Annotated in this window: 19 protein-coding genes; 12 read left to right on the forward strand and 7 right to left on the reverse strand. The window is 65.1% G+C overall.

Going from position 1 to position 26,833, the window contains the following annotated elements:
- Positions 1-49 precede the first annotated feature (49 nt).
- Complete coding sequence (locus K323_RS0105735) at positions 50-901, reverse strand: ADP-dependent NAD(P)H-hydrate dehydratase (RefSeq protein ID WP_022884335.1); 852 nt, start codon at positions 899-901, stop codon at positions 50-52.
- A gap of 70 nt (positions 902-971) precedes the next feature.
- Here K323_RS0105735 and K323_RS0105740 point away from each other — a divergent pair, with 70 nt between their 5' ends.
- Positions 972-2,060, forward strand: coding sequence for an NADH:flavin oxidoreductase/NADH oxidase (locus tag K323_RS0105740; protein WP_022884336.1), 1,089 nt, complete (start codon positions 972-974; stop codon positions 2,058-2,060).
- Between the two features lie 13 nt (positions 2,061-2,073).
- Here K323_RS0105740 and K323_RS0105745 read toward each other — a convergent pair whose 3' ends face one another.
- The 4 genes from K323_RS0105745 to guaB1 all read right to left on the reverse strand — a co-directional run bounded on the left by K323_RS0105745 (position 2,074) and on the right by guaB1 (position 6,680).
- A complete protein-coding gene (locus K323_RS0105745) occupies positions 2,074-2,451 on the reverse strand; it encodes a VOC family protein (RefSeq protein WP_022884337.1) in 378 nt (125 codons plus the stop codon).
- A 113-nt stretch (positions 2,452-2,564) separates the two neighbouring features.
- Positions 2,565-3,602: a hemolysin family protein gene (locus K323_RS0105750; RefSeq protein WP_022884338.1), complete on the reverse strand. Its 1,038-nt coding sequence runs from the start codon at positions 3,600-3,602 to the stop codon at positions 2,565-2,567.
- Positions 3,599-4,987 (reverse strand): hemolysin family protein, encoded by a 1,389-nt coding sequence (locus K323_RS0105755; RefSeq protein ID WP_022884339.1) that lies wholly within the window; start codon positions 4,985-4,987, stop codon positions 3,599-3,601. The genes K323_RS0105750 and K323_RS0105755 overlap by 4 nt, the downstream gene beginning before the upstream one ends.
- 253 nt (positions 4,988-5,240) lie before the next feature.
- Positions 5,241-6,680, reverse strand: a complete 1,440-nt coding sequence (gene guaB1 / locus K323_RS0105760; protein WP_022884340.1) for a GMP reductase — start codon at positions 6,678-6,680, stop codon at positions 5,241-5,243.
- A 187-nt stretch (positions 6,681-6,867) separates the two neighbouring features.
- Here guaB1 and K323_RS0105765 point away from each other — a divergent pair, with 187 nt between their 5' ends.
- Together K323_RS0105765 and K323_RS0105770 are read left to right on the forward strand one after the other, a co-directional pair.
- Complete coding sequence (locus tag K323_RS0105765; RefSeq protein WP_033372457.1) at positions 6,868-10,785, forward strand: multifunctional oxoglutarate decarboxylase/oxoglutarate dehydrogenase thiamine pyrophosphate-binding subunit/dihydrolipoyllysine-residue succinyltransferase subunit; 3,918 nt, start codon at positions 6,868-6,870, stop codon at positions 10,783-10,785.
- Positions 10,786-11,024: 239 nt separating this feature from the next.
- The gene (locus K323_RS0105770) at positions 11,025-12,320 is read left to right on the forward strand and encodes a M23 family metallopeptidase (RefSeq protein ID WP_245570926.1); all 1,296 of its coding nucleotides are present in this window, start codon (positions 11,025-11,027) and stop codon (positions 12,318-12,320) included.
- A gap of 101 nt (positions 12,321-12,421) precedes the next feature.
- Here the strand turns inward: K323_RS0105770 and K323_RS0105775 are convergent, their stop codons facing one another.
- Entirely contained in the window at positions 12,422-13,213 is a 792-nt protein-coding gene (locus K323_RS0105775) for an SDR family NAD(P)-dependent oxidoreductase (RefSeq protein ID WP_022884342.1), read from the reverse strand.
- 105 nt (positions 13,214-13,318) lie between these two features.
- Between K323_RS0105775 and K323_RS0105780 the strand changes: the two genes are divergently transcribed.
- Positions 13,319-13,843, forward strand: a complete 525-nt coding sequence (locus tag K323_RS0105780; protein WP_022884343.1) for a MarR family winged helix-turn-helix transcriptional regulator — start codon at positions 13,319-13,321, stop codon at positions 13,841-13,843.
- A gap of 74 nt (positions 13,844-13,917) precedes the next feature.
- Here the strand turns inward: K323_RS0105780 and K323_RS0105785 are convergent, their stop codons facing one another.
- Entirely contained in the window at positions 13,918-15,324 is a 1,407-nt protein-coding gene (locus K323_RS0105785; protein ID WP_022884344.1) for an amidase, read from the reverse strand.
- Between the two features lie 147 nt (positions 15,325-15,471).
- On the opposite strand from K323_RS0105785, the gene K323_RS0105790 reads away from it, so the two are divergent.
- From K323_RS0105790 to K323_RS0105825, 8 genes are all read left to right on the forward strand, one after another.
- Positions 15,472-16,755 carry an aspartate aminotransferase family protein gene (locus tag K323_RS0105790; protein ID WP_022884345.1) on the forward strand — a complete coding sequence of 428 codons (1,284 nt, stop codon included), beginning with the start codon at positions 15,472-15,474 and terminating at the stop codon, positions 16,753-16,755.
- An 80-nt stretch (positions 16,756-16,835) separates the two neighbouring features.
- The gene (locus K323_RS24455; protein WP_051147230.1) at positions 16,836-19,838 is read left to right on the forward strand and encodes an FAD-binding and (Fe-S)-binding domain-containing protein; all 3,003 of its coding nucleotides are present in this window, start codon (positions 16,836-16,838) and stop codon (positions 19,836-19,838) included.
- Entirely contained in the window at positions 19,835-21,322 is a 1,488-nt protein-coding gene (locus K323_RS0105800) for an NAD-dependent succinate-semialdehyde dehydrogenase (protein ID WP_022884347.1), read from the forward strand. Before K323_RS24455 ends, K323_RS0105800 begins: the two co-directional genes overlap by 4 nt.
- 49 nt (positions 21,323-21,371) lie before the next feature.
- A complete protein-coding gene (locus K323_RS24460) occupies positions 21,372-22,112 on the forward strand; it encodes a GntR family transcriptional regulator (protein ID WP_022884348.1) in 741 nt (246 codons plus the stop codon).
- A 94-nt stretch (positions 22,113-22,206) separates the two neighbouring features.
- Complete coding sequence (locus tag K323_RS0105810) at positions 22,207-23,400, forward strand: M24 family metallopeptidase (protein ID WP_022884349.1); 1,194 nt, start codon at positions 22,207-22,209, stop codon at positions 23,398-23,400.
- A gap of 3 nt (positions 23,401-23,403) precedes the next feature.
- A complete protein-coding gene (locus K323_RS0105815; protein WP_022884350.1) occupies positions 23,404-24,615 on the forward strand; it encodes an aminotransferase-like domain-containing protein in 1,212 nt (403 codons plus the stop codon).
- A gap of 38 nt (positions 24,616-24,653) precedes the next feature.
- A complete protein-coding gene (locus tag K323_RS0105820) occupies positions 24,654-25,862 on the forward strand; it encodes a M20 family metallopeptidase (protein WP_026851295.1) in 1,209 nt (402 codons plus the stop codon).
- Complete coding sequence (locus K323_RS0105825) at positions 25,859-26,830, forward strand: D-2-hydroxyacid dehydrogenase (RefSeq protein WP_022884352.1); 972 nt, start codon at positions 25,859-25,861, stop codon at positions 26,828-26,830. The genes K323_RS0105820 and K323_RS0105825 overlap by 4 nt, the downstream gene beginning before the upstream one ends.
- Positions 26,831-26,833: the final 3 nt, after the last annotated feature.

A 26,833-nucleotide genomic window follows, 5' to 3' on the forward strand; every position in this document is an offset into this window, starting at 1 on the left:
GATCGCCCGGAACCGGCAGAGTGAGCCCCGAATAAAGAGTGAGCCCCGATTAACCAGAGCCGGCGAGCAGCTCGATAATCACGGCAGGCACCGCTTCCGCCACATCGAGGGCCGCAAGCGGGCCGCCGGCAGATGCCCTCTCACCCGCCAGGCCGTGCACAAACGCCGCCGTCGCCGCGAGCGCTGCCAGCGCACCGGCATCCGTCATCGCTTTCTCCGAATGCGTGGCCACCAGGGCGCCCAGGATGCCGCCGAGCACGTCTCCGGTGCCGGCCGTCGCCAGCCATGCTGTGGCGTTCGAAACCGTCAGCCGCTCACCGGACGGCGACGCGATGTGAGTCACTGTGCCCTTGAGCAGCACCGTCACATCGAACTGTTCCGCCGCGCGAATGGCCCACTCGCCGGGGTTCGATGCAATCTGCTCCGCCGTCACCGGGTGCTCGCCGTTTGCCAACAGGCCCGCGAGTTCCCGGTAGTGCGGCGTGATCACCCGCGGCCCGTGGTCGAGCGGTGCGAAGTCGAGCGCACCGGCGTCGAGCACTGTCGGCACCCCCTGGCTGATGGCGTCGCCCAGCGCTGCGGTGGTTGCAGGGTCGCGGTCAATTGCGCTCATTCCCGAGCCGAGCAGCCACGCCTGCACGCGACCGTCGACGGTCACCACCTCCGGACGGCGTGCGAGCACAAGCGCGCTAGGTCGCTCTGGGCCCAGATAACGAATCATCCCGAGACCGGTGCGAATCGCCGCTTCGACGCCGAGCACCGCCGCGCCGGGAAATGCGTCCGATCCGGTGCGCACGCCGAGCACGCCGCGGGAATACTTGTCGTCAGAGCTTCGCGGTACCGCGATCCAGGCGCGGGCATCCGCGGCACGCCATTCCACCCAGTCCCGCGTTTCCGCCATGACCCCACGATAGATTAGTCAGTCGCACAAACTCGAGTAAATTCACCAACGATCGGAATCCGAAAGCCGTATGGCCAACGTCGCACTCTTCGAGCCCCTCACGCTGCGCTCACTCACCGTTCGCAATCGCATCTGGGTCGCCCCCATGTGCCAGTACGCCATCACGAAGAAGGATGGCGTGCCTGAGGATTGGCATTTGGTGCACCTCGGCTCGATGGCGTCGGGGGGTGCAGGTCTTGTTGTCGCTGAAGCGACCGCAGTGAACGCGGCGGGCCGGATCTCCGACGCGGACACCGGCATCTGGAATGACGAACAGGCCGCGGCCTGGCAGCGGATCACGACTTTCATCCATGCCAGAGGCGCCCACGCCGGTATTCAGCTCGCGCACGCTGGCCGCAAGGCGTCGGTCTGGCCAGAGTGGGGCCACGACAGGAACGGCTCGATGTTGCCAGAGGACGGCGGCTGGCAGACGGTCTCGGCATCCCCTGTGCCGTTCATCGGGCTGGAGCCTCCCATCGCGCTGGACGCTGACGGAATCGCGCAGTTGGTCGGTGACTTCGCTGCCGCAGCGCGCCGCGCGGTTGACGCCGGCTTCGACGTGGTGGAGATTCATGCGGCACACGGATACCTGTTGCACCAGTTCCTGTCGCCGCTCAGCAATCTGCGCGATGACGAGTACGGCGGAGATCTCGCCGGCCGGGCCAGGCTCCTGCTCGAGGTGACCACCGCCATCCGCGCAGAAATCGGCGACACAATGCCCCTTCTCGTTCGCTTTTCCGCCACCGATTACGCTCCGGGCGGGTGGGACGAGCAGCAGACCGCGATTGTCGCCAGCTGGGCGCGAGCAGCGGGCGCTGACTTCTTCGACATCTCGAGCGGCGGCAACGTCGCCGGGGTGCGCATCCCCATCGGCCCCGGATACCAGGTTCCGTTCGCACGGTTCGTCAAGGAACAGGCGAATGTCGGCGTCAGCGCCGTCGGGCTCATCACGACCCCGGCTCAGGCTGAGGAGATCGTGGCTTCCGGCAGCGCCGACGCCGTCATGCTGGGGCGGGAAATGATGCGCGACCCGCATTTCGCCTTGCGGGCAGCCCATGAACTGGGCGCGCTCATCGACTATTGGCCGTCACCGTACCTGCGGTCACGCTGGCCGAACTAGACATGCGCTGAGCCTAAAGCCGCTGTAACAGGCAGAGGATGTTGCCTTCAGAGTCGACGAACCAGGCGCTGCGCTCGTTCTCCATTTTTGCGACGCCGTTCTCCGTCTTCAGCCCTGGGAAGTCGAACTCCTCGAACGTGACTCCACGCTGACGTAGCTCGGCCATCTCGGCGTCGAGGTCGGTGGTGTCGAAACACATCGCCGTGTTCTTCGCCGAGCCGGCATTCGCCGTTTCGTAGAGGAGCATCAACGAGCCGCCCGGCATTCGATACATCAACCCGGCTCCGGTCTCCTCTGCGGGTTTCATACCAAGGGTATCCAGGTAAAACGCCCGCGCTCGAGGCAGGTCCGCTGCCGGGAGCACCGTGAATACTTCCTGTTCAGATAACATGAGTTTTCCTCCGATCGCCCCGATCGAAGCTTACGCCCCGCGCGCTCCTCGCGCCCGAATCACTGCGCGAATCACGGCCCGAATCACGGCATGTTCCGCATGCGGTCGCACGGTCAGAGGCGGCGGGTGGCGTCCTGCACTTCTCCGACCAGTTCTTCGATGATGTCCTCGAGGAACAGCACCCCCGTGGTCTCACCTTGGTGATTGAATGCGCGCGCGAGGTGGGCACCAGAGCGACGCATCGTCGCCAGGGCATCTTCGAGATCAGTGTCCTCGAAGATGGTCACTAGCTGACGGATGCGCTTGGTCGGCACCGGCTGCCGGCTGCCGACCTCATCCAGGTCGATGACGTCTTTGAGATGAACGTAGCCGGAGGGCTCACCGCTGGCAGACGCGATGACATAACGGGAGAAACCGTACTTGGCGACGGCCTTCTCGACGTCGATCGGGGTCGCCGTTGCCGGAAGGCTGATCAGCGCGTCCAGGCCCACCGCGACATCCCGCACCGTGCGGTTGGTGAACTCAAAGGCTGCGGTGAGCGCCCCCGTGCTGTCCATCAGCACACCTTCTCGGGTCGACTGGCTGACGATCGTCGCCACCTCGTCGAGGGTGAAGGTGCTGTTCGCCTCGTTCTTCGGGGTGATTCTGAACAGCCGCAGGATGCCGTTTGCCGATCCGTTCAGAACAACGATCACCGGTCGGAAGATGCGGCCGAAGAACACCAGCGGCGGCGCGAGGATCAGCACGGCCCGGTCGGGAATCGAGAACGACAGGTTCTTCGGCACCATCTCACCGAACACCACGTGCAGGTACGAGACCAGCACCAGCGCCACGATAAACGCGATCGTCCCGATGACCTCTTCTGGCCAGCCGGTGAGGCCAAGGGGCGCCTCAAGCAGATGGTGGATCGCGGGCTCGGAGACGTTCAGGATCAGCAGCGAGCAGACCGTGATGCCCAGCTGGCTGGTCGCCAGCATGAGGGTCGCGTGTTCCATCGCATAAAGAGCGGTCTTTGCGCTGCGCCTGCCGCTTTCGGCCAGCGGTTCGATCTGCGAACGGCGCGCAGAGATGACGGCGAACTCGGCAGCCACGAAGAAGGCGTTGGCGACGAGCAGCACAACCAGCCACGCGATTCCCGCCCAGTCGTTCATCGCTTGGTCTTCCTGTCGGCATTTCGCTGGGCATTCCGCTGGGCATTCGGCTGGGCTGCCTTCTGCGCAGTGGTCGGTGCGTCGGCAGGGGCACCCGCTACCGGAGTGAACCGCAGCCGGTCGATCCTGCGTCTGTCGAGACGCTCGACTTTCAGCTCACCGTCGACGGTGAGTACGGTGTCGCCGACCACCGGGAGACGGCCGAGTTCACTCATGACGAAGCCAGCTACGGTCTCGTACGGACCGTCTTCCGGCACGTGGATGCCAGTGCGTTCGAGGAGCTCGTCCGGGCGCAGCATCCCTGGAAACGCCAGCGACCCGCTGGAGCGCACCACACCGGCACGCGCGCGATCGTGTTCGTCCGCGACTTCCCCGACAAGCTCTTCGACGAGGTCTTCGAGCGTGGTCACCCCTGCGGTGCCTCCGTATTCGTCCACAACGACCGCCATCTGGTACCCGCGCCCGCGCAACTCCCCGAGCAGGGTGTCGAGCTTCATGGTCTCCGGCACGCGAAGTGTGGCGGACTGCAGGGCAGAAACCGGCACATCCGCTCGCCTGCTTCTGGGCACCGCGACAGCCTGTTTGAGGTGCACGACCCCGACCACGTCGTCGACGCTCTCGTCGATGACCGGGAATCGCGAGTATCCGGTCTGCCTGGCGAGGTCGATCACGGCCAGGGCAGAGTCGGTGCGCTGGATGCTCGCCACCCGCGGGCGCGGTGTCATGACGTCGGATGCGGTGTGTGCAGAGAAAAGCAGGGTGCGGTGTAGCAGCGTGGCGGTGTCCTTCTCGAGGAAGCCTGCGCTGGCAGACCTCCGCACCAGCGATGAGAGCTCCTCAGCGGTGCGCGCACCAGACAGCTCTTCCTTCGGCTCGATCCCCACCGCGCGCAGGAGGCCGTTCGCGCTGTTGTTGAGGAGCACAACAGCCGGCTTGAACACCGTGGTGAACACGGTCTGGAACGGGATGACCAGCTTGGCCGTCTGCATCGGAAGCGCGAGGGCGAGGTTCTTCGGAACCAGCTCGCCGATGATCATCGACACCAGGGTCGCGACCAGGATGCCGATGGTTGCACCGACCGGTCGCAGCGCCGCTTCCGGCACTCCGATGGCCGCGAGCGGTTCGGCCAGAAGCGCGCTGAGCGCCGGCTCCACGGTGTAGCCGGTGAGCAGGGTGGTGAGGGTGATGCCGAGCTGGGCGCTGGAGAGGTGCGTCGAGGTGATCCTGAGCGCGGCGATGGTCATGCCGAGCCGTGTCTCACCGCGCGCCTGGCGCGCCTCAAGCTCGGAGCGGTCGAGGTTCACCAGGGCGAACTCGCTGGCGACGAAGAAGCCCGTGCCGACGGTCAGGATGAGTCCGACGCCGAGCATGATCCACTCATACATGGCGCGTCACCGACCTGGGCACAGGCGAGGTTCTATGGCTGGGCGATTTCGCAGGAGGGGGGTCGTCCATTATCTGACCAACTATACCGGCACCAGCCCGGGAGGATGCTCATCCAGCCGTCGCCGGTTGAGCGGCGATCTCGTCCAGCTGTGGCGTGCACCATCGCTATATACGGGTCGGTGGTGCCCACAGCTGGATGTTATGCACCACCGCGCGGCAGACCACGGCGCAGCGCAGACCACCGCGCAACCGCTACCAGGAGACCGGCAACGCCTTGCCCTCTTCGTATCCGGCGGCTGACTGAATGCCCACCCGAGCCCGCTCGTGGAACTCGGCGACACTTCCGGCTCCCGCATACGTGAACGAACTGCGCACTCCGGAGGTGATCATGTCGAGCAGGTCCTCGATCGACGGCCGAAGCGGGTCGAGGTAGATCTTCGAACTCGAGATCCCCTCGGCGAACAGCGTCTTCCTGGCCAGATCGTAGGCGTCGAGCCGGTCGAAGCGTTCCTGCACTGCCTTGGTCGACGCCATCCCCCAGCTCTCTTTGTACAGCCGGCCAGAGGCATCAGTGTTCAGCGTGCCAGGCGCTTCGATCGTGCCCGCGAACCAGGAACCGATCATGACGGATGCCGCCCCAGCGGCAAGCGCGAGGGCGACGTCGCGTGGGTAGCGCACTCCGCCGTCTGCCCAGACGTGTGCGCCGAGCTCGCGCGCCGCGGCCGACGTCTCGAGCACCGCGGAGAACTGGGGACGTCCGACCGCGGTCATCATCCTGGTCGTGCACATGGCGCCTGGGCCGACGCCGACCTTGATGATGTTCGCTCCGGCCTCGACAAGATCACCCACGCCGTCTGCCGTCACCACGTTGCCGGCCACGATCGGGATTCCGAGCCCAAGATCGGCCACGATCTTCAGCGCCCTGAGCATGCTCTCCTGGTGCCCGTGCGCCGTGTCGACCACAAGAACATCGACACCGGCCGCCGCGAGCGCCCGCGCCTTGGAGGCGACATCGCCATTGACCCCGATGGCTGCGGCCACGCGGAGGCGGCCGTGCGCGTCGAGCGCTGCATCGTAGAGCGTCGACCGCAGGGCGCTGCGACGACTGAGCGTGCCGGCCACCTGCCCATGGTGCAGCACCGGCGCGAAGTCGAGTCCGGCATCCGTCATCAGGTCGAACGCCCCGCGAGCCGTCTCGATGTCGTCGGCGTCGAGCGAGGCCAGCGCCCCGTGCAGAAGATCGCCGAGTCTGGCGTCTGGCAGAGCGGTCGCCAGCCGCGAGGCGACGATGCAGCCGAGGTACTCGCCCTGCTCTGAATGGATCACGATCCCCTGCCCGTCTACGGCGGGAACCTGCGTCAGTGCCTCCGCCACGGTCTGGTGGGGGCGAAAGTCGAGCGGAGTGTCGAAACGAACCGACTGGGCCTTCACCCAGCGGATGGCCGCATCGAGGTCTTGCAGGTGCATGTCCTGCGGCAACACGCCGAGGCCGCCGCGCCGGGCAAGTGCCGCCGCAAGCCGTGGACCGGTCACCGAATTCATGTTCGCGGACACGATCGGGATGGTCGCGCCGGATCCGTCACCCGGAGCGAGCGAGACATCGAGCCTGCTGGTGACGTTTGACCGGCTCGGCACCAGGAAGACATCTGAGTAGGTCAGATCGTGGCGGGGCGCGGTTTCATAGAACTCCATACAAATAACGCTATCCCCCCGCGCCGCGGGCCGCAGCCCACTCGCATTCGAGTTAGGCTTGATGTCAGACAGGCAGCGGCGATTTTCATGTCGTCACAGGGCAGGAATCAACACGGCGTCTAGTAGCGCAGAGAGTGGGCGATCGGCTGTGTCAAGCCAATTGACCGGTAGTGGATCCGACGAAACGATGTCGGGTGAATTCGGAGCCAATGAATGGCTCGTCGATGAGATGTACGAAAGATACCTCACCGACAAGAACTCGGTCGACCAGTCCTGGTGGCCCGTTCTCGAGAGCTACCACCAGACCGCAATAGCAGAGCAGTCGACAGGGCAGGCGACGGATGCCGCGGCACCGCCAGCTCCGCCCGCCCAAGTGCCGACCGAACAAGCCCCGACGGAACAGTCCCCGCCGGAGCAGGCGTCTACCGAGCAGACGTCTACCGAGCAGGCGCCGACAGCACCGGCAAGTGAAGCCGCTCCCCCCACCGATCAGCCTTCAGAGCCCGCACCGGCTGCACCCGCCGCCGCTCCCGCAGCACCGGCGCCCGAGGCCGCCGCCCCCGCAACTCCGGCACCCGCAGCACCGGCCACCGCGCCGATCCCCGTGATCGGCGCGCAGCCGGCCGCCCGCACCACCTCGGTCGCAGCGAAACCGTCACCGGTCCCGGCAGACGCCCCGATCACCAGCCCGCAGAAGGTCGTCGTTGACCCGGATGTGCCGCAGTCGCAGGCCGTCGTCACACCGCTCCGCGGCATGTCGAAGTCTCTCGCCACCAACATGGCGACGAGCCTCACGGTGCCGACCGCGACATCCGTTCGCACCATTCCGGCCAAGCTGCTGATTGACAACCGCATCGTCCTCAACAACCACATGAAGCGTGCGCGCGGCGGCAAGGTGTCGTTCACCCACATCATCGGCTGGGCGCTGGTGCGCGCGCTGAAGATGTTCCCGAGCCAGAACGTCTACTACGACGAGGTCGACGGCAAGCCGTCGGTGATTGCGCCTGCACACGTCGGAATCGGCCTCGCCATCGACATCCCGAAGCCAGACGGCACCCGCGCCCTGCTGGTGCCGTCGATCAAGCGTGCAGACACGATGACGTTCGGCGAATACCTCGCCGCATATGAAGATGTCGTCTCGCGCGCCCGCAAGAACAAGCTGACGGCCGACGATTTCTCCGGCGCCATCGTCTCGCTGACCAACCCCGGCGGCATCGGCACCGTGCACTCCGTGCCGCGACTGATGAAGGGCCAGGGCTGCATCATCGGCGCCGGCGCCCTCGACTACCCCGCCGAGTTCCAGGGTGCGAGCCTGAAGACGCTCACTGCGCTGGCGATCTCGAAGACCATCACCCTCACCAGCACCTACGACCACCGGGTCATCCAGGGTGCAGGGTCCGGCGAGTTCCTGAAGATCGTGCACGAACTCCTAATCGGCGAGCACCACTTCTACGAAGACATCTTTGCTGCCCTCCGCATCCCGTACGACCCGATCCACTGGGCGCCCGACATCAGCGTCGACCTGGCCAGCGCGATCGACAAGACCGCCCGCGTGCAGGAACTGATCAACTCGTTCCGGGTGCGCGGCCACCTGATGGCCGACATTGACCCGCTCGAGTACGTGCAGCGGTCGCACCCCGACCTCGACATCTCCACGCACGGGCTCACCTTCTGGGACCTCGACCGGGAGTTCGTGACCGGCGGATTCGGCGACAAGCGTGCGATGCTGCTCCGCGACATCCTCGGCGTGCTCCGCGACAGCTACTGCCGCACGACCGGCATCGAGTACATGCACATCCAGGATCCGGCCCAGCGCAAGTGGGTGCAGGAGAAGATCGAGAAGGCCTACGTCAAGCCGACGCACGATGAGCAGATGCGCATCCTCGCCAAGCTCAACGAAGCTGAGGCGTTCGAGACCTTCCTGCAGACCAAGTACGTCGGCCAGAAGCGCTTCAGCCTCGAGGGCGGCGAGTCAACCATCGCGCTCCTCGACGCCATACTGCAGGGCGGCGCAGAACAGGGCCTCGACGAGGTCGCCATCGGCATGGCCCACCGCGGCCGACTCAACGTTCTGACCAACATCGCAGGCAAGACCTACGGCCAGATCTTCCGGGAGTTCGAGGGCACCCAAGACCCGCGCACCGTGCAGGGCTCAGGCGACGTGAAGTATCACCTCGGCACCGAGGGCACCTTCCGCGCCATCAACGGCGCCGAGATCCCCGTCTATCTTGCGGCCAACCCCTCGCACCTGGAGGCCGTCGACGGCGTGCTCGAGGGGATCGTGCGCGCCAAGCAGGACCGCAAGCCCATCGGCACCTTCTCGACGCTCCCCGTGCTGATTCACGGCGACGCGGCGATGGCCGGGCAGGGTGTCGTGCTCGAAACCCTGCAGATGTCGCAGCTGCGCGGTTATCGCACCGGTGGCACCATCCACATCGTGGTCAACAACCAGGTCGGCTTCACGACTCCCCCAGGAGAAGGCCGCACCTCGGTGTACTCGACGGATGTCGCCAAGACCATCCAGGCGCCGATCTTCCACGTCAACGGAGATGACCCCGAAGCCGTTGTGCGGGTGGCGGAGCTCGCTTTCGCGTACCGCCAGGAATTCAAGAAAGATGTCGTCATCGACCTCATTTGCTACCGCCGCCGCGGTCACAACGAGGGCGACGACCCGTCGATGACGCAGCCGCTGATGTACAACCTCATTGAAGCGAAGCGTTCGGTGCGAAAGCTGTACACCGAGGCACTCGTCGGTCGTGGCGATATCACCGAGGAAGAATACGAGGGGTCGCACCGCGACTTCCAGGACCGCCTGGAACGCGCGTTCATGGAGACGCACGCGGCACAGACAGAGTCGATGCCGACGATGACCGCAGACGCGATCGAGTCCGCAGAGAATGAACTCGGCAAGCCAGATAACCAGCGTGGCGACGATACCGTGAGGGAGCTCGAAACCACCGGTGTCTCTGAGAACGTCGTCCAGCTCATCGGCGACGCGTTCAACAATCCGCCTGCCGGCTTCACTGTGCACAACAAGCTCCAGCAACTGCTGCAGAAGCGACTGGACATGAGTCGCAAGGGCAGCATCGACTGGAGTTTCGGCGAACTGCTCGCGCTCGGTTCCCTCCTGCTGGAGGGCACCCCCGTGCGCTTTGCCGGCCAGGATGCCCGCCGCGGCACCTTCGTACAGCGCCATGCCGTGCTGCACGACAGGGAGAACGGCCAGGAGTGGCTGCCCTTGGCGAATCTGAGCGACAACCAGGCCAGGTTCTGGATCTACGACTCGCTGCTCAGCGAGTATGCGGCCATGGGCTTCGAGTACGGTTACTCGGTTGAGCGGGCAGACGCACTCGTGCTCTGGGAGGCACAGTTCGGCGACTTCGCCAACGGCGCTCAGACCATCATCGACGAGTTTGTCTCCAGCGCAGAGCAGAAGTGGGGCCAGCGGTCATCCGTCGTCCTGCTGCTGCCGCACGGCTATGAGGGCCAGGGACCAGACCACTCATCGGCTCGAATTGAGCGCTACCTGCAGATGTGCGCGGAGAACAACATGACGGTCGCCCGTCCGTCGACTCCCGCTTCATACTTCCACCTGCTGCGCCGCCAGGCGTATCAGCTGCCCCGTCGTCCGCTCATCGTGTTCACACCGAAGGCGATGCTCAGGCTCCGCGGAGCGACCAGCAGCGTCGCCGATTTCACCAGCGGCAAGTTCGAGCCGGTGATCGACGATGCCAGGATCACCGACAAGGGCGCGGTCAAGCGCGTGCTGTTCATGGCGGGCAAGCTCTACTACGACCTGCTGAACGAGCTCGAGAAGAACCCGAACCCCGAGATCGCCCTGGTGCGAATGGAGCAGTACTATCCGCTCCCTGGCGCTGAGCTGAAGGCCATCGCCGACCAGTATCCGAACGCCGAACTGGCCTGGACGCAGGATGAGCCGGAGAACCAGGGCGCCTGGCCGTTCTTCTACCTCGAGACGAACAAGCTCGGACCGCGCGCGGTGCGACTGTTCTCGCGGGCAGCGTCGGCTTCCCCCGCCGCCGGCTCGGCGAAGCGTCACGCGGCAGAGCAGGCCGACCTGCTGCGCCGCGCGCTCACTATCTAAGAACCAGCAGGTCCCGCCTAGGAACAGCGGGTCTCGACCCTTCGACGGGCTCAGGGCGGCGCACGCTCGATCAACGCATGGCGGGAAGAGCCGCGCAGTGTCGACCCGTTGCATCGAGCGCTTCAGATCACGTAGAGGACCTAGGTCCCCAATCGGGCCGGATTCAACGCGACCCACTCGACGGGCTGTTAGGTTTTGCGAAACCGAAGAAACGGAGTTACTGCGTGACATTCCGCCGCGTGCCCATCCTTTTTGTTTCGCTTGCCGTCACAGTCGCTCTTGTTGCGACCGGATGCTCGTCGGACTCCGACACCGTTTCGACCACCACCACCACCGCGTCACCGCCGGCGGGCTCCGTCGCCGACGTGACGGTGCCGGATGCGTTCACCGCGCTCGCGCTCGACACGATCGGGAATTCGCCGTTGCCGTTCCGTGGAACGGACGGCAAGTACCACGTCGCCTACGACCTGCAACTCACCAACGCCACCAAGGTGCCGGCGAGCCTGGACAAGATCGATGTGGTCGACGGCACAGATCCGACGAGGATCATCGCCAGCTTCTCCGGTACGGCACTGGTTGATCCGACGTGTACCTTCGGCGACTGCAATCGACTGCGCGACCTGCCCGCGGGCTACGTCGACAGCGCTGAGATCCCGCCTCAGGAGAGTCGGGTCCTGTTCATCGACTTCACCTTGGACTCGCTCGACCAGGCCCCGAAGGCCGTGCTGCACCACCTCTACGGGACCGGTGCTGCATCGCCGGCTTTCGGTGCGCCGGGGCCGATCGACTATCTGACAACGCCGGTCGCCTTCTCGACGCAGACCGTGCCGGTCATCTCGCCACCGGTGCGCGGTGACAACTGGATTGCGCTGAACGGTTGCTGCGAACCGGGTTTCCCGCATCGGAGTTCGGTGATGTCCGTCAACGGCAAGCTGAACAACAGCCAGCGCTTCGCGATCGACTGGAAGCGCACCAACGACCAGGGCGAGTTCTACTCTGGCGACAAGACCAGCAATGAGAGTTACGTCGACTACGGGACCGACATCCTCGCCGTCGCCGACGCCACGGTGGTGTCGATCCTCGACGGCATGGAGGCGAATGCTCCGGGTATCCTACCCGCGAGCGACCCGGCACTGGCAGCAAAATTGACTGTCGAGAATGTCGACGGAAATCATGTCGTGCTCGACCTGGGTGGTGGCGTGTACGCAATGTACGCCCACATGATCTCCGGGTCGATCGCTGTCAAACCCGGCGACAAGGTGACCGAAGGTCAGGTGCTCGGAAGGCTCGGAAACACCGGTAACGCCAATGCTTCACACCTGCATTTCCAGTTGATGGACGGACCGAGCCTGCTCGAGGCGGATTCGTTGCCGTATGAACTCAAGAGTTTCGACTACGACGGGCAGGTCGCGCCGCAGCAGATCGCTGATGCAGACAATTACCTGACGGGCACGTTCCTGCAGGGCAAGCTGTCGAAGCCGGAGTCACGAACCAGCGAATTGCCGCTGAACCTGGCGATTGTGAACTTCCCCTAGCCATGGTCGATCTTCCGGCTCAGAGGGTGGCGCCCCGCCACCGGAACGGTTCAGGTCGGCAGCGGCACAGACGGCCCTGGTGAGCCGGTTCTAAGTGAGTCTCAGATCATTGCTGTCAGGACGCCGCCGTCAGCGCGGAGCGCGGCGCCGTTCGTCGCGGATGAAAGCGGACTTGCCAGGTAGAGCGCCAAGTTGGCGATTTCACCGGGTTCGATGAACCGCTGCAATAGGGATGTCACGTTTCCGGCGACGATGGCAGCTTTCAGCTCGTCCGTCGACATCATCTGGGCCTGCGAAATCTGTCCGACGCTGTCGGCGACCCCGTCGGAGTAGGTCGGACCGCCGAGGATCGTGTTCACCGTCACCGCGGTACCACGCGTGAGCTTTGCCAGGCCGTTGCTGAGGGCGAGCATCGCCGCCTTCGTGACGCCGTAGTGCACCATGTCTACAGGGACGTTCACGCCGGACTCGCTGCCGATGAAGATGATGCGGCCCCATTTTTTGGCCAGCATGTTGTTCAATGCGTACCGTGAAAGTCGCACGCCGCTCATGACGTTGACATCAAAGTAACGCTGCCAGTCGTCGTCGGAAATGTCTCCGAATGGTGTGAGCTCGAACAGCCCGACGTTGTTCACCAGGATGTCGAGTTCCCCCAGGGATTCCACCAGTTGCTCTACCTGTTCAGGGTCTTCGAAGTCTGCAACGATTCCCGAGACGACCGCACCCGCAACCTGAACCGTCAGTTCCTGTACCGCGTTCTGGACCTTGTCCTCGCTTCGTCCGTTGATGACAACCGATACTCCTTCGCCAAGAAGGGCCCTCGCGATCGCGTATCCGATTCCTTGTGTCGAACCGCTCACGAATGCCTTCTTGCCCGCCAACTTCAGATCCATGGTTCCTTTCCTCACTTGCTCAGTCAAGTCAAATACTACCATCTTGACTTACCCAGTCAAGTCAGACAGGCAGCAACGGGCTCCCACTTCGCGTAGTCTGCTGGCATGTCGGATCACAGCATTCCCGCAACTCTCAGCGATGAAGACCTTGAAACTTGGGCCTCTCTGGCGACCGTCCTGGAGTGGTTACCTGCCGCACTCGATGGCCAGTTGCTCCGTGACTCCGAGGTGACGCACTTCGAGTACGGGATCTTGTTCGCGCTCGCCAATGCTCCCGATTTCACGCTCCGCATGAGCGTTCTTGCCGGCTATTCGAACAGCTCGCTGTCCAGACTGTCCCGCGCTGCAACGCGTCTACAAACGCGAGGATGGATGCGACGCGCGCCCGATCCCGCAAACGGCCGGTACACCCTGGCCATTCTCACCGAACAGGGGCGAGAGAAGTTCGACCAAGCCACCCCTGGGCATGTGCACACCGTCAATCGCCTGGTTCTCGAGCCCCTGACGTCGTCACAGACTCGGCAACTCCGTGAAATCAGCCGTCGAATACTGCGCGCGATCCGGGATGAAGAGGGCTGGCAACCACCTTCGCGCCCAGACCTTCCAGAGCGTCCAGAGCACCCGGGATAAACACGCGCACGAAGCCCGACCCCGGCTACCCGGGATCCCATCCGAGCCAGACGACGTGCTCGACGGGTCCTCACTCAGCGAGAAGACGAGATGAGTGGCGGGCGCCCGAAAGGCACCGCGTTCTCGTACGCGGCGGCAGCCCGCAGCACCAGCGCATCAGAGTGGCGAGGCCCGACCAGCTGAAGGCCGATCGGCAGGCCGTCGGCTGTGAGCCCGCACGGCACACTGATGGCCGGCTGCTGCGTCAGGTTGAACGGGTAGGTGAACGGCGTCCACTCCGTCCAACGGGTCATCCCGCTCCCCGTCGGCACCTCCTGGCCGACGTCGAATGCGCCGATCGGCAGCGTCGGCGTGGCGAGCAGATCGTACTTCTCGTGGAACGCCCCCATCTTCAGTCCAAGGTCAGCACGCACCTGGTTGGCGGCGAGGTAGTCCATCGCGCTCGTGCCCCTGCCGATGGTGGCGACCTCGAGCAGTGCGGGATCCAGCTCGTTCCACCTGGCCCTGTCGTAACTCTCGATGACCTTGCCAGCTCCGGCGAACCACAGCACGTGGTAGGCCTCGCGCGGGTCGTCGAACCCCGGATCGACCTCCTCCACGATCGCGCCGAGGCTGGCCAAGACATGCACCGCTGCGTCGACGGATGCCGCAACGTCCGGGTCGACGGCCGCATACCCGAGGTCGCGGCTGTAGGCGATCCGAAGGCCCGCGATGGAATCGTGCAGCCCGCTTGTGAACGACTGCGACGGCGGCTTCATGGCAGACCAGTCCCGAGAATCGAACTCTGTCAAAACATCCATCATCAGCGCGGCATCCTCGACGGTCCGCGTCATGGGGCCGGCGTGGGAGAGGGTGCCGAACGGGCTCGTCGGATAGATCGGAATCGCCCCGTAGGTGGGCTTCAAGCCCACGATTCCACTGAATGCGGCGGGTATCCGAACAGAGCCGCCGCCATCCGTTCCCACCGACAACGCGCCCATGCCGAGTGCGACAGCGCTGGCCGATCCGCCACTGGATCCGCCGCTGGTCTTCGTCTCGTTCCATGCATTTCCGGTGTTGCCCGTCAGCGGGTTGTCCGTGACGCCCTTCCAGCCGAACTCCGGGCTGGTGGTTTTGCCGATCAGCACGGCCCCTGCCTCGCGGAGTCTCGCGACCGACGGGGCGTCTTCATCCCACGCCTGGTCAGCATCTGTCAGCCGCGAACCGCGGAGCGTCGGCCAGCCGCGGGTGAGCAGCAAGTCCTTGATGCTGGTCGGCACGCCGTCGAGCACGCCGATCGGCGAGCCGCTCTGCCAGCGATCCTCCGACTTTCGCGCCTCGGCCAGTGCCAGCTCCTCGTCGACCAGGCAGAAGGCGTTGACCGCGTCATCAAGGCGGGCAATTCGCTCCAGGGCCGCCTTCGTCGCCTCCACCGGAGAAACGGTCTTCGCGCGAAAAGCGTCGAGCAGGGCGGTGGCGGACAGGTCAGCGAGATCATCCATTTCCACAGTGTGGGGTCCTGCGGCTCAGATTGTCAACAATGTGCATTGCTTGCTCAGCCTTCACCACATAGAATGTCTTATTGTTGACAATCTGCAACTCGTTTGGCTTCCACTCGCATTGCTCCGATACGCATTGAGGACACTGTAATGACACTGCTCAGCCCGACCGTGAAGTCCGCCTCCTTGAGCCCGCTCCTGAAGCAGGCAACGCCCGTCGTTGTTGACCGTGCGCTCGGCAGCTGGATCTACGGCACAGATGGCGAGAAGTACCTCGACTTCACCACCGGCATTGGAGTGACCAGCACCGGCCACTGCCACCCCAGGGTGGTCGAGGCGGCCAGGGAGCAGACCGGCGTCATCATCCACGCCCAGTACACGACCGTCATGCATAAGCCGCTGATCGCGCTCACCGAGAAGCTCGGCGAGGTACTCCCAGACGGGCTCGACAGCATCTTCTACGCCAATTCAGGGTCGGAAGCGGTTGAGGCTTCCATCCGTCTGGCCAGAATGGCGACCGGTCGACCGAACATCATCGCCTTCCACGGCGGCTTCCACGGGCGCACCGTCGCCGCCGCATCGCTCACCACCGCCGGCACAAAATTCCGCTCCGGCTTCAGCCCGATCATGGGCGGGGTGCACATCGCTCCGTTCCCGTACGCATTCCGCTACGGATGGGACCTGGATACCGCCATCGACTTCGCCCTGAAAGAACTCGACTACCTGCTCCAGACCGTTTCGTCACCCGCTGACACCGCCGGCTTCATCATCGAACCCGTGCTCGGCGACGGCGGCTACCTGCCGACTCCCCCGCGCTTCCTCGAGGGCATCCGCGAGCGCGCAGACGAGCACGGAATCATCCTCATCCTCGATGAGGTGCAGGCCGGCGTCGGACGCACCGGAAAATTCTGGGGCCACCAGCACAGTTCGATCACACCGGATGTCATCATCACCGCCAAGGGGCTGGCGAGCGGATTCCCGATCTCGGCCATCGCAGCATCCACCGAACTGATGACCAAGGCCTGGCCAGGGTCGCAGGGCGGAACCTACGGAGGCAACGCCGTGGCCGCTGCGGCTGCCGTCGCCACCCTCGACGTCGTGCGTGACGAAGGACTGGTCGAGAACGCGCGAGTGCGCGGCGATCAGCTGCAGCGTGGGCTCATCGAGCTGGCGGGTGACAAGCCGCTGCTCGGCGATGTGCGCGGGCTGGGGCTCATGCAGGCGATCGAGTTCGTGACGGATGCCGGCGAGCCGAACGCCACCCTCGCTGCCGCGGTGCAGCAGGCCGCCATCTCCCAGAACCTGCTCCTGCTCACCTGCGGCGCAGCGGGCAACGTCGTGCGCGTTATTCCGGCTCTCAACGTCACCGGCGCCGAGATCGAGACCGGTCTCGAACGCTTCGCCGCCGCCGTGAACGACGCCCTGCACGCCTGACCGGGCTCGCAGAAGACCTTGCAGGACGCCCCGCTCGAAAGACCAGTCAGGAGTGCCGGTAGATCATGACACCAAAGATCATGACAACAAAGATCGTGACGATCACCGCTGATGCCCCGCTCACCGAGCTGAATGGGCTGGGGATCGACCTCGATACATCGACGAGGCGCCTGTCGGAGTACGCGTACGACGCCTCTAACTACCGAATTGAACCGCTCGGCGTGATCTTCCCGCGCACGGCGAAGGAAGTCGCAGACATCGCCCGGATCTGTCACCGCACCGGCACGCCCGTCGTCAGCCGTGGCGGCGGCACCTCGATGGCCGGCGGAGCGATCGGCCCCGGCGTTGTTCTCGACTTCTCGCGACACATGAACGCTGTGCTGAGCGTCGACGAAGAACGACGACAGGCGCAGGCGGAGCCCGGCATCGTGCTCACGACCCTGCAGGGTGAGGTGCAGAGGGTGACGGATGACGCCCTCACGTTCGCTCCTGATCCCTCGAGCAAATCGCGGGCGACACTCGGCGGTGCCATCGCCAACGACGCCTGCGGAAATCACTCGGTGCGTTACGGTCGCACCTCTGACCATGTCATCGCGCTCGATCTGGTGACGGCCGCCGGGGTGCGGCTCACCGCCACCCAGACTGCAGTCGTGGCGACGGATCCAGACGACCACGCCGCCGTGCAGGCAGCGGCAGAGATCACCTCAGACCTGCGCAGCCTCGCCGGCGACAACCTCAGCGACTTCCGCCTCGAGCTCGGACGCATTCCCCGCCAGGTGTCGGGCTTCCACCTCTCCCACCTTCTGCCCGAGAACGGTTTCGACGTCGCCAGGGCACTCGTCGGCAGTGAAGGAACCTGTGCGATCGTCGTCGGTGCGACTGTTCGCCTGGTGCCCACCCCCGCAGCCGCCCTCCTGGTCAGCCTCGGTTATGACGACGTCGTGGCCGCGGCAGAAGACGTCATGACGATCCTCGAGTTCTCCCCCGCCGCCATCGAGGGAATCGACGAGGCCATCGTCGACACCATGCGCCACCTGCGCGGCGACGACTCAGTGCAGGGATTGCCGGCGGGCAAAGCCTGGCTGTACGTCGATCTCGACGGCGACGATGAAGCCGAGGTTGCTGAGAAGGCCGAAGACCTGCTGGAGCGGCTTCGCCAGAACGGCCGGCTGCGGGCAGGCCGGGTGGTCGCAGACCTCACAGAGCGGGCCTCCCTCTGGCGGGTGCGCGAAGACGGCGCCGGCCTTTCTGCGCGCCTACACACCGGTGGCGAGTCGTGGCCAGGGTGGGAAGACTCCGCAGTCGCCCCGGAGAACCTCGCCGCGTACCTCGCCGAGTTCCGCACACTGCTTGCGCGTTTCCAGTTGCACGGCGTCATGTACGGCCACTTCGGTGCGGGCTGCATGCACGTGCGCATCACCTTCGATCTCCGCACCGACACCGGGCGCTCGGTCATGGCGGACTTCATGCGTGCCGCCGCCGAACTTGTCGTCAGGCACGGCGGATCACTCTCTGGCGAGCACGGTGACGGCCGCGCCAGGAGTGAACTTCTGCCGATCATGTATTCACCGGTGATGCTCGATGCCTTCGCCCGGTTCAAGACGATCTGGGATCCGACGGGCATCCTGAACCCCGGCATCCTGGTGAATCCAGACAGTTTCAGTGACAACCTGGCCCTCGCCGGGGTGCCGGAGCGAGAGTGGCGCACCAGCTTCGATCTGACGCCCCACGCCCCGTCACCGCACCAGAAGACGATCGACCCGTTTGTTCACGCCGTACAGGGGTGCGTGGGGATCGGGCGCTGCCGGTCAGATAGCGGCGGAGTCATGTGCCCCAGCTACCGCGCGACAAAAGACGAGAAGGACTCCACCAGAGGGCGCTCGCGGGTGCTGCAGGACATGGTGCGTGGTGCGAACAGCGTCGAAGAGGGCTGGCGATCTGACGACGTGCGCGAGGCACTCGATCTCTGCCTCTCCTGCAAGGCCTGCTCCACCGATTGCCCGGTGGGCGTCGACATGGCCAGCTACAAGTCGGAGTTCTTCGATCACTATTACGAGGGCCGGCTCCGCCCCCTCTCGCACTACTCGCTCGGCTGGCTGCCGACCTGGTTGAAACTGACCAGGCGGATCGCCCCGCTCGTGAACCTGGTGCTTGCCTCGCCACTCGGAAAGGTCGTCGCCGTCCTGGGCGGCCTGACCACCAGGCGCACTCTTCCGCGTTTTGCCAGCGCCACGCAGCTGCGCCGGGCCCTCGGCACCGGAGCTGCACCGGTGATGTCAGGCGCCAACACCGAAGCCGGCGCCGCGAATGCGCCGGACATCGTGCTGGTCATCGACAGCTTCACCAAGGGCTTCCGCCCAGAGGTCGCCGGAGCCGCCCGGAGAGTCCTGAGCAGCGCCGGCAGCGAGGGTGCAGGCAAAACAGTCCAGTGCAACGAAGAAGTCTGCTGCGGCCTCACCCTGATCTCAACCGGCCAGCTCGACAGGGCAAAGAAGACGCTCGCCAGGGCCGCCGAGACCCTTGACGACGGCAGCGACCGCCCGATCGTGGTGATCGAGCCCAGCTGCGCGGCCGCATTCCGCAAAGACCTGCCAGAGCTCATCCAAACGGATGCCGCCCGCCGCGTCTCCCGGCGCATCCGGAGCTTTGCGGGCATGGTGACCGAACTCGTGGCCGACGGCTGGCAGCCGGAGTGGCCGAACGGCCGCGCGCCGGAACGCGTGACCGTGCAGACGCATTGCCACGAGTACTCGGTGTTCGGCGCGAAGGCGCAGACCAGTGCGCTGCGGGCCGTCGGGGTGAGCCAGGTGCGCGAGGCGACCGGCTGCTGCGGAGTCGCCGGAAACTTCGGGTTCGAACCGTCGCACTACGACATCAGCATGCAGGTCGCCGAACAGGCGCTGCTCCCCGCCCTGCGGGACACCGCAGCGAACACCCCGGTTCTCGCAGACGGCTTCAGCTGCCAGATGCAGCTCATGCAGGTCGCACCGGAGCGCACCGGTCTGCACCTCGCCGAACTCCTCGATCCCCAGAACCCCGCAGCCCAGGCCCAGAACCCACCGAACCACGAAGGACGATCATGACCCTCACTGCACCCAGAACCCCAGCCGGGACCGACGCGCGCACGGTCATCGCCAACCTCAAGACCGGTCTCTTCCTGAGCAATGAATGGGTCGATGCCACAGAAGGCAAGACATTCACCGTTGAGAACCCGGCCACCGGAGAGGTGCTGGCCCAGGTCGCAGACGGTTCGGTCGCCGACGCCGAACGCGCCATCCAGGCGGCAGGCGCCGCCCAGCGCGACTGGGCGAAGACCTCACCGCGTGAACGCAGCGAGATCCTTCGCCGCGCGTACGATCTCATCATCGAACGCACAGAGGAGCTCGCGGCGATCATGACGGCCGAAATGGGCAAGCCACTGGCCGAGGCTCGCGGCGAGGTCGCCTATGGAGCCGAGTTTTTCCGCTGGTTCTCCGAAGAAGCCGTGCGTATCAGCGGCGACTACACGACAACGGGCGACGGCAAGAACCGCATCCTCGTCACCCGTGGCCCGGTCGGCCCCTGCGTGCTGGTCACCCCGTGGAACTTCCCTCTCGCCATGGGCACCCGCAAGATCGGCCCTGCCATCGCGGCCGGCTGCACGATGGTGTTCAAGCCGGCTGCGCAGACCCCGCTGACCTCGCTCGCGCTGGTACAGATCCTCAAGGAAGCCGGGCTGCCGGCCGGTGTGTTGAACGTCGTCACCACCTCGAAGGCCTCAGCGGTGGTCGGTAACTGGATGTCGAGCGGCATCGCCCGCAAGGTGAGCTTCACCGGCTCGACGGAGGTCGGCAAGATCCTGCTGACCCAGGCCGCAGAGAACGTGATGCGCTCGTCGATGGAGCTCGGCGGCAACGCCCCGTTCATCGTCTGCGCCGACGCGAACATCGACCGCGCCGTCGACGGGGCCATGATGGCCAAGCTCCGCAACATGGGGGAGGCCTGCACCGCGGCCAACCGGTTCCTGGTGCACCGTTCGGTGGCGGCAGAGTTCACCGAGAAGCTGGCGAAACGGATGTCGGCGCTCACCGTCGGCGACGGCAGCGAAACCGGCACGGACATCGGTCCGCTGGTCGACCAGGCCGGCCTCGACAAGGTGCAGTCGTTCGTCGATGACGCCGTTGAGCGCGGCGCATCCGTTGTCGTCGGCGGCAACAGGCCAGAGCGGCCCGGCTACTTCTATACCCCGACCGTGCTGTCTGATGTGAGCGCCGATTCCGCCCTCATGAGCGCGGAGATCTTCGGACCGGTGGCGCCCGTCATCCCGTTCGACGACGAAGACGAGGCGATCCGGATCGCCAACGACACCGAGTGGGGCCTGGTCGGCTACCTGTTCACTCAGGACATCGACCGCGCGCTCAGACTTGGCGATGAGCTCGAGGTGGGCATGGTCGGGCTCAACACCGGCCTGGTCTCGAACCCGGCAGCGCCGTTCGGCGGAGTGAAGCAGTCCGGGCTCGGACGCGAGGGCGGAAAAGTCGGCATCGACGAGTTCCTCGAGTACAAGTACCTCGCGATTCCGCGCTGATTCCACGCCTGACCCCACGAAACACTATGGTCTGACTAAGGAGGACACGATGGCTGGTGAAGACGGACTGTCGGCCCTGGAGGGCCGGCCGACCTCGGTGTTGATCGCGAACCAGTTGCGCGAGCGCATCATCGACGGTTCGTTCCGCCCCGGCGAGCAGATCAGAGAGGCGGCACTGGTCGAACGCCTCCAGGTTTCCCGCGGCCCTGTACGAGAGGCGCTGCAGCGGCTCAGCCAGGAAGGATTGCTGGTCAGCCATCGAAACCGTGGAGTCTTTGTTCTCGATCTGACCGTGCGCGACATCGCCGAGATCTACGCCGCCCGTGAGGCAATCGAACTCGGCGCGGCAAAAACAATTCTCGCCCAGGATCCGGAGTCCGTCGCCTCCGTCGCCCGCGCCCTGTCGAAGATCATCGCCAAGATGGCAACGCTGGTGAAGGACAGTGACTGGCGGAGGCTCGCGGAACTCGACCTGAGTTTCCACATGGCGTTCGTGAAGGCGGCGAAGAACTCGCGGCTGTCGCGGATCTACTCGACCCTGGCGGCGGAATCGCGCATCTGCATTGTGAATCTCGAGGGTTCGTATCCACGCGTCGATGCCCTGGTCGAAGAGCACCAGCAGCTGATCGACCTCCTGGCCGCCGGAGACGCCGCTGCCCTGCGGAAAGCGATCAGGGCGCATATGAAGTCGGCCGTCGCAGACCTCACCAAGTCAATGCTCGAGGACCTCGCCAACGCGGACGCGGCGAACACGGTCAGCGCGCACGCAGCCCAGGCAAAACCCGCCTGACCGGCCCCACGGCCCGCGCCCGGCGGCTTGCGTCGCTCCCGGTGTGCCAGATATCCTGATTGTCAACAATCTACAAAGAAGTGGCGACAGTACGATGACCAACGTTGTGAACATCCAAGAGAACGAATACCTCGATCGCCTGCTCGGCGTCAGGGCACGAATGAACGCGCAGGGCCTCTCTGCCCTGCTGGTGTCCGACCCGGCCAACCTCTACTACCTGACCGGCTACAACGCCTGGTCGTTCTATACCCCGCAGTTCCTGTTTGTGCCGGCGTCTGGCGACCTTGTGCTGTTCGCGCGGGCAATGGACGCCAATGGCGCCTTCCGCACCGCGTTGCTGCCGCGGAAGAACATCCACGGCTACCCGGAGGAGTTCGTGCACCGGCCCACCGTGCATCCATTCGACTGGGTGGGCGCCAAACTGCGCGAACTCGGTGTTGTCGCCCCAGCGGCCGGTGGTCAGGTCGGGCTTGAACTCGACTCGCACTTCTTCTCGCCGAAGGCCTACCTGTCGCTCGTGAAGGCACTCCCAGAATGGGACTTCGTCGACAGCTTCGAACTGGTGAACTGGGTTCGGGTGGTCAAATCCCCCGCAGAGATCGACCTCATGCGCGCCGCGGCAACGATCTCAACCGCTGCGATGACGGCCGCCATCAACAACATCAGGGTCGGGGCGAGGCAGTGCGATGTCGCTGCCGAGATCAGCAAGGCCCAGATCTCGGGAACTCCAGAGTTCGGCGGCGACTACCCGGCTATCGTCCCGATGATGCCGACCGGCGAAGCCGCCGACACTCCCCACCTGACCTGGAGCGACGATCGTTTCGTCGCAGACGAGGCCGTCGTCGTCGAACTGGCCGGTGCTCACAAGCGCTACCACGTGCCGCTGGCGCGGACCATCATGCTTGGCACCCCGTCCGCCCAGCTGGAGAAAGTGGTCGGCGCAGTCGGAGAGGGGATCAACGCCGTTCTCGAAATGGTCAAGCCCGGGGTGCATGCACGCGACCTGTCAACCGTCTGGGACAAGACCCTGGCCGCGCACGGCCTGGCAAAACCCTCGCGCATCGGCTACTCGATCGGTATCGGCTATCCGCCCGACTGGGGCGAGCGCACCGTCAGCCTCCGAGGTGAAGACGAAACCGTTCTCGCCGAGAACATGACCTTCCATCTGATCTGCGGTATGTGGATGGACAACTATGGCTACGAGCTGTCCGAACCGTTCCGGGTATCGGCAGACGGCGTCGAGACCTTCACCAGCCTGCCGCGCGATCTGATCCGACCGGAGAGTTGAACCATGAGCACCACATTCCTGCCCTATGCGGAGAGAGCCGCACGTCTGACCGGGTCGGTCATTGACTCAAGCACATCGCTGCTCGCCTCCCAGCCGCATGACATCGTGCGCTTCGCCATGGGCTCTCCGGCCGACGAGGCCGTGCCGCTCGATGAGTTCAGGGAGATCTCGGCGGCGACGCTGGACCACAGCAGCTTCACCTACGGCGCGACAGAGGGCGAGCCAGAACTGCTCACAGGGCTCGTCGACTACCTCGTCACGACGTCAGAGCCGACGTCGCGCGACAGGGTGACCATCACATCCGGTGGCATGCAGGGGCTCGACCTGGCCTGCAAGATCTTCGTTGACCCAGGCGACCTGGTGATCGTCGAGAGTCCGACCTACACCAACGGCAGCGCCACGGCCGCGAGCTACCGCGCCGACCTGCTCGAGGCCCCGATGGACGAGAACGGACTCATCGTCGAAGCGCTGCCAGACCTGGTCGAACGAGCCGGGCGCACGCCCAAGGCGATCTACGTCATCCCGAACTTCCAGAACCCGTCTGGAACCACCCTGTCTGCAGCGCGTCGGGAACTCCTCCTCGACCTGGCGCACCGGTGGAACAGCGTCATCATCGACGACGATCCGTACGGCCTCCTGCGCTTCGCAGGAGAAGACCTCCCCAGCTTCCAGAGCCTCAGCCCCTCTGATCCGCTGTTGTTCTCCGTTCGCACGTTCTCGAAGATCCTCGCACCCGGCCTGCGGGTCGGCTGGGTCGACACCGACCCGTCCATCCGCCAGCTGGTGGTCAACGCCAAGCAGTCGATGGATACCTGTGCCAACGTCCCTGCCCAGCAGCTCGTCGCCGAGTTCATCCGCCGTGGCGGGCTCAGCGATCACCTCACCAGGATCAAGGCCCTCTACCTCGAGCGGAAGATCGCCATGGTCGAGAGTCTGAAGCGCAACCTCGGCGACCGCATCACGATGACGGATCCGGAGGGCGGCTTCTTCTTGTGGGTCACGCTGCAGGGTGACGACGCCGCCACCTCGACCACTGCCCTGTTCGAAACCGCCCTCGCCGAGGGCGTCGCGTTCATTCCGGGGCCGGCCCTGTCGCCCAGCGGCAAGTTCGACGACGCCTTGCGGCTGTGTTTCGCCACCTCTGATCCCGACCGGATCGAAGAGGGCGTTCAGCGGCTCACCCGCGCGCTCGATGCGGCACGGGCGCACCGATGACCGATCTTGCAGACTCCGGCGCAGCGTATGTTAACGAGATGACGATCCCGGACCCCGCCCTGACACCCACGGAACAGGCGGTCGTCGACCGCATCGACGTCACCAGGCTGCAGTCCCTCACCTTCGACTTGATCGAGGCCGCCGGCGAGAACCCGGGTGGGTTCGAAGAGGCGACGGTCGCCGTGCTCGCTGACGCCTGCGAGCGGTTTGGTTTCACTCTCGAGCTGATCGACGTCGCACCGGGAAGGACGAATCTGGTTGCGACCCTGCCCGGTGGTTCGGAGCCGGGCCTGATGTTCCTCGGACACTCCGACGTGGTGCCGGCGGGCGAGGGCTGGCGAACGCCCCCGTTCGAACCGTTCATTGATGCGGGTCGCATCTACGGGCGGGGCTCCACCGACATGAAGGGCGGGCTCGCCTCCGTCCTCGTTGCCATGGCGACCATCGCGAGCATGGAACTCTCGCTGCGCGGCCCGCTCCAGCTGGTCTGCACCGTCGACGAGGAAGACCTCGGAATCGGCATCAGGGCGTACGCGCCCACTGCCCAACGCGGGCAGTTTGCGGGCTGCGTCGTCGCAGAGCCGACCGACCTGACCACGGTGATCGGCTGCCGCGGTGACAGCTATCTGAAGCTCACCGTCAACGGGATGGCAGCGCATTCCGGCCGACCGGATGACGGTCGAAATGCGATCGCCGCCGCGGCCAGGGTGCTCGAGCTGATCCGAGCAGATCACGATGCCCGAAGGGCAGCGCCAGATCCTCTGCTCGGTTCAGGAACCTGGAGCATCGGCTCGATTCTTGGTGGCACAGGCACCTCCATCGTCGCCGCGGAATGTGTCGTCAGCATTGACCGGCGTCTGATGCCAGACGAAGACGCCGGAGCGATCACGCGTGACCTGCTGCGCCTTGTTCATGACGCCGGCATCGACGGCGATGGCATCGTCATCACGATGGATATCGAGATGGAGATGCCGGGATTCCGGACCGACCCGGCGCATCCGCTGGTCACCAGCGCAGTCGATGCCATCAGGGATGCCGGCGGCGGCACCAGTGAGGTCGGCGGCTGGACCGCTGCCTGCGATGGCGGCTTCATCGCCAGGGATGTCGGCGTGCCCTGCATCGTCCTCGGCCCAGGTGGTCTCAACGACCAGGCGCATCAGGCCAACGAATCGGTGGGGCTCGACGAACTGATCGTGGCCGCGCGAGCATATGCTCTACTGGCAATACGAATGGTTGGGCAGGTATGAGCGCCACAAAACCGGTCCTGGTTGTACTCCATAAGGACGACCTGCCCGACTGCATCCCCTTCATCGAGGAACGGGCAGAAGTCAGGTACACGCGTGTCGACGGACTCGCCGAGGCGATCAGGGGCGCAGAGATCCTGCTCCTCTGGGACTACTTCTCCCCCGCTGTGAAAGAAGTCTGGGCGCACGCGGAATCCCTGAAGTGGATCCACGTCGCGGCGGCAGGAGTCGACAAACTGCTCTTCGACGGACTCGTCGAGTCTGGGGTTGTCGTGACCAACTCCCGTGGCATCTTCGACCGCCCGATCGCGGAATTCGTCCTGGCGAGCATCCTCGCCATGGCCAAGGACATCCCCGGCTCCCTGCGCAGGCAGCAGCGCAGCCAGTGGGAACACCGTGAGACCGAGCGCATCGACGGCGCCGGTGCGCTGATCGTCGGCACGGGATCGATCGGCCGGGAGACCGCGCGACTGCTCACCGCGGTCGGGATGCACGTCGAGGGCGTCGGGCGCACCGCTCGAACGGGGGATGCGGACTTCGGCACCATCCACGCCTCGGGTGATCTCGCATCCGTCGTCGGTGATCATGACTTCGTCGTACTGATCGCACCGCTCACGGCCAGCACGCGCGAGATGGTCGATGGGCGCGTGCTCGGCTCAATGAAGCCGACGGCCCGGCTGATCAACGTCGGCAGGGGCGAACTGGTGAACGACGCCGCGCTGGAGGAGGCACTGGCAGCAGGATCGATCGCCGGGGCCGCGCTCGACGTGTTCAGCACGGAGCCGTTGCCGGCCGAGAGCCCCCTGTGGGCGCTCGAGAACGTGCTGATCTCCTCCCACCTCAGCGGCGACGCCGTCGGCTGGCTGCACCGGCTCTCCGTGCTGTTCGCCGAGAACCTCGACCGTTACGTGCACGGCACACAGCTGGAGAACGTCGTCGACAAGAAGCTCGGTTTCGTCACGTCGCCCTGACCT

Origin of the sequence: Glaciibacter superstes DSM 21135 (assembly GCF_000421145.1) — a bacterium.
Classification (GTDB): Bacteria; Actinomycetota; Actinomycetes; order Actinomycetales; family Microbacteriaceae; genus Cryobacterium; species Cryobacterium superstes.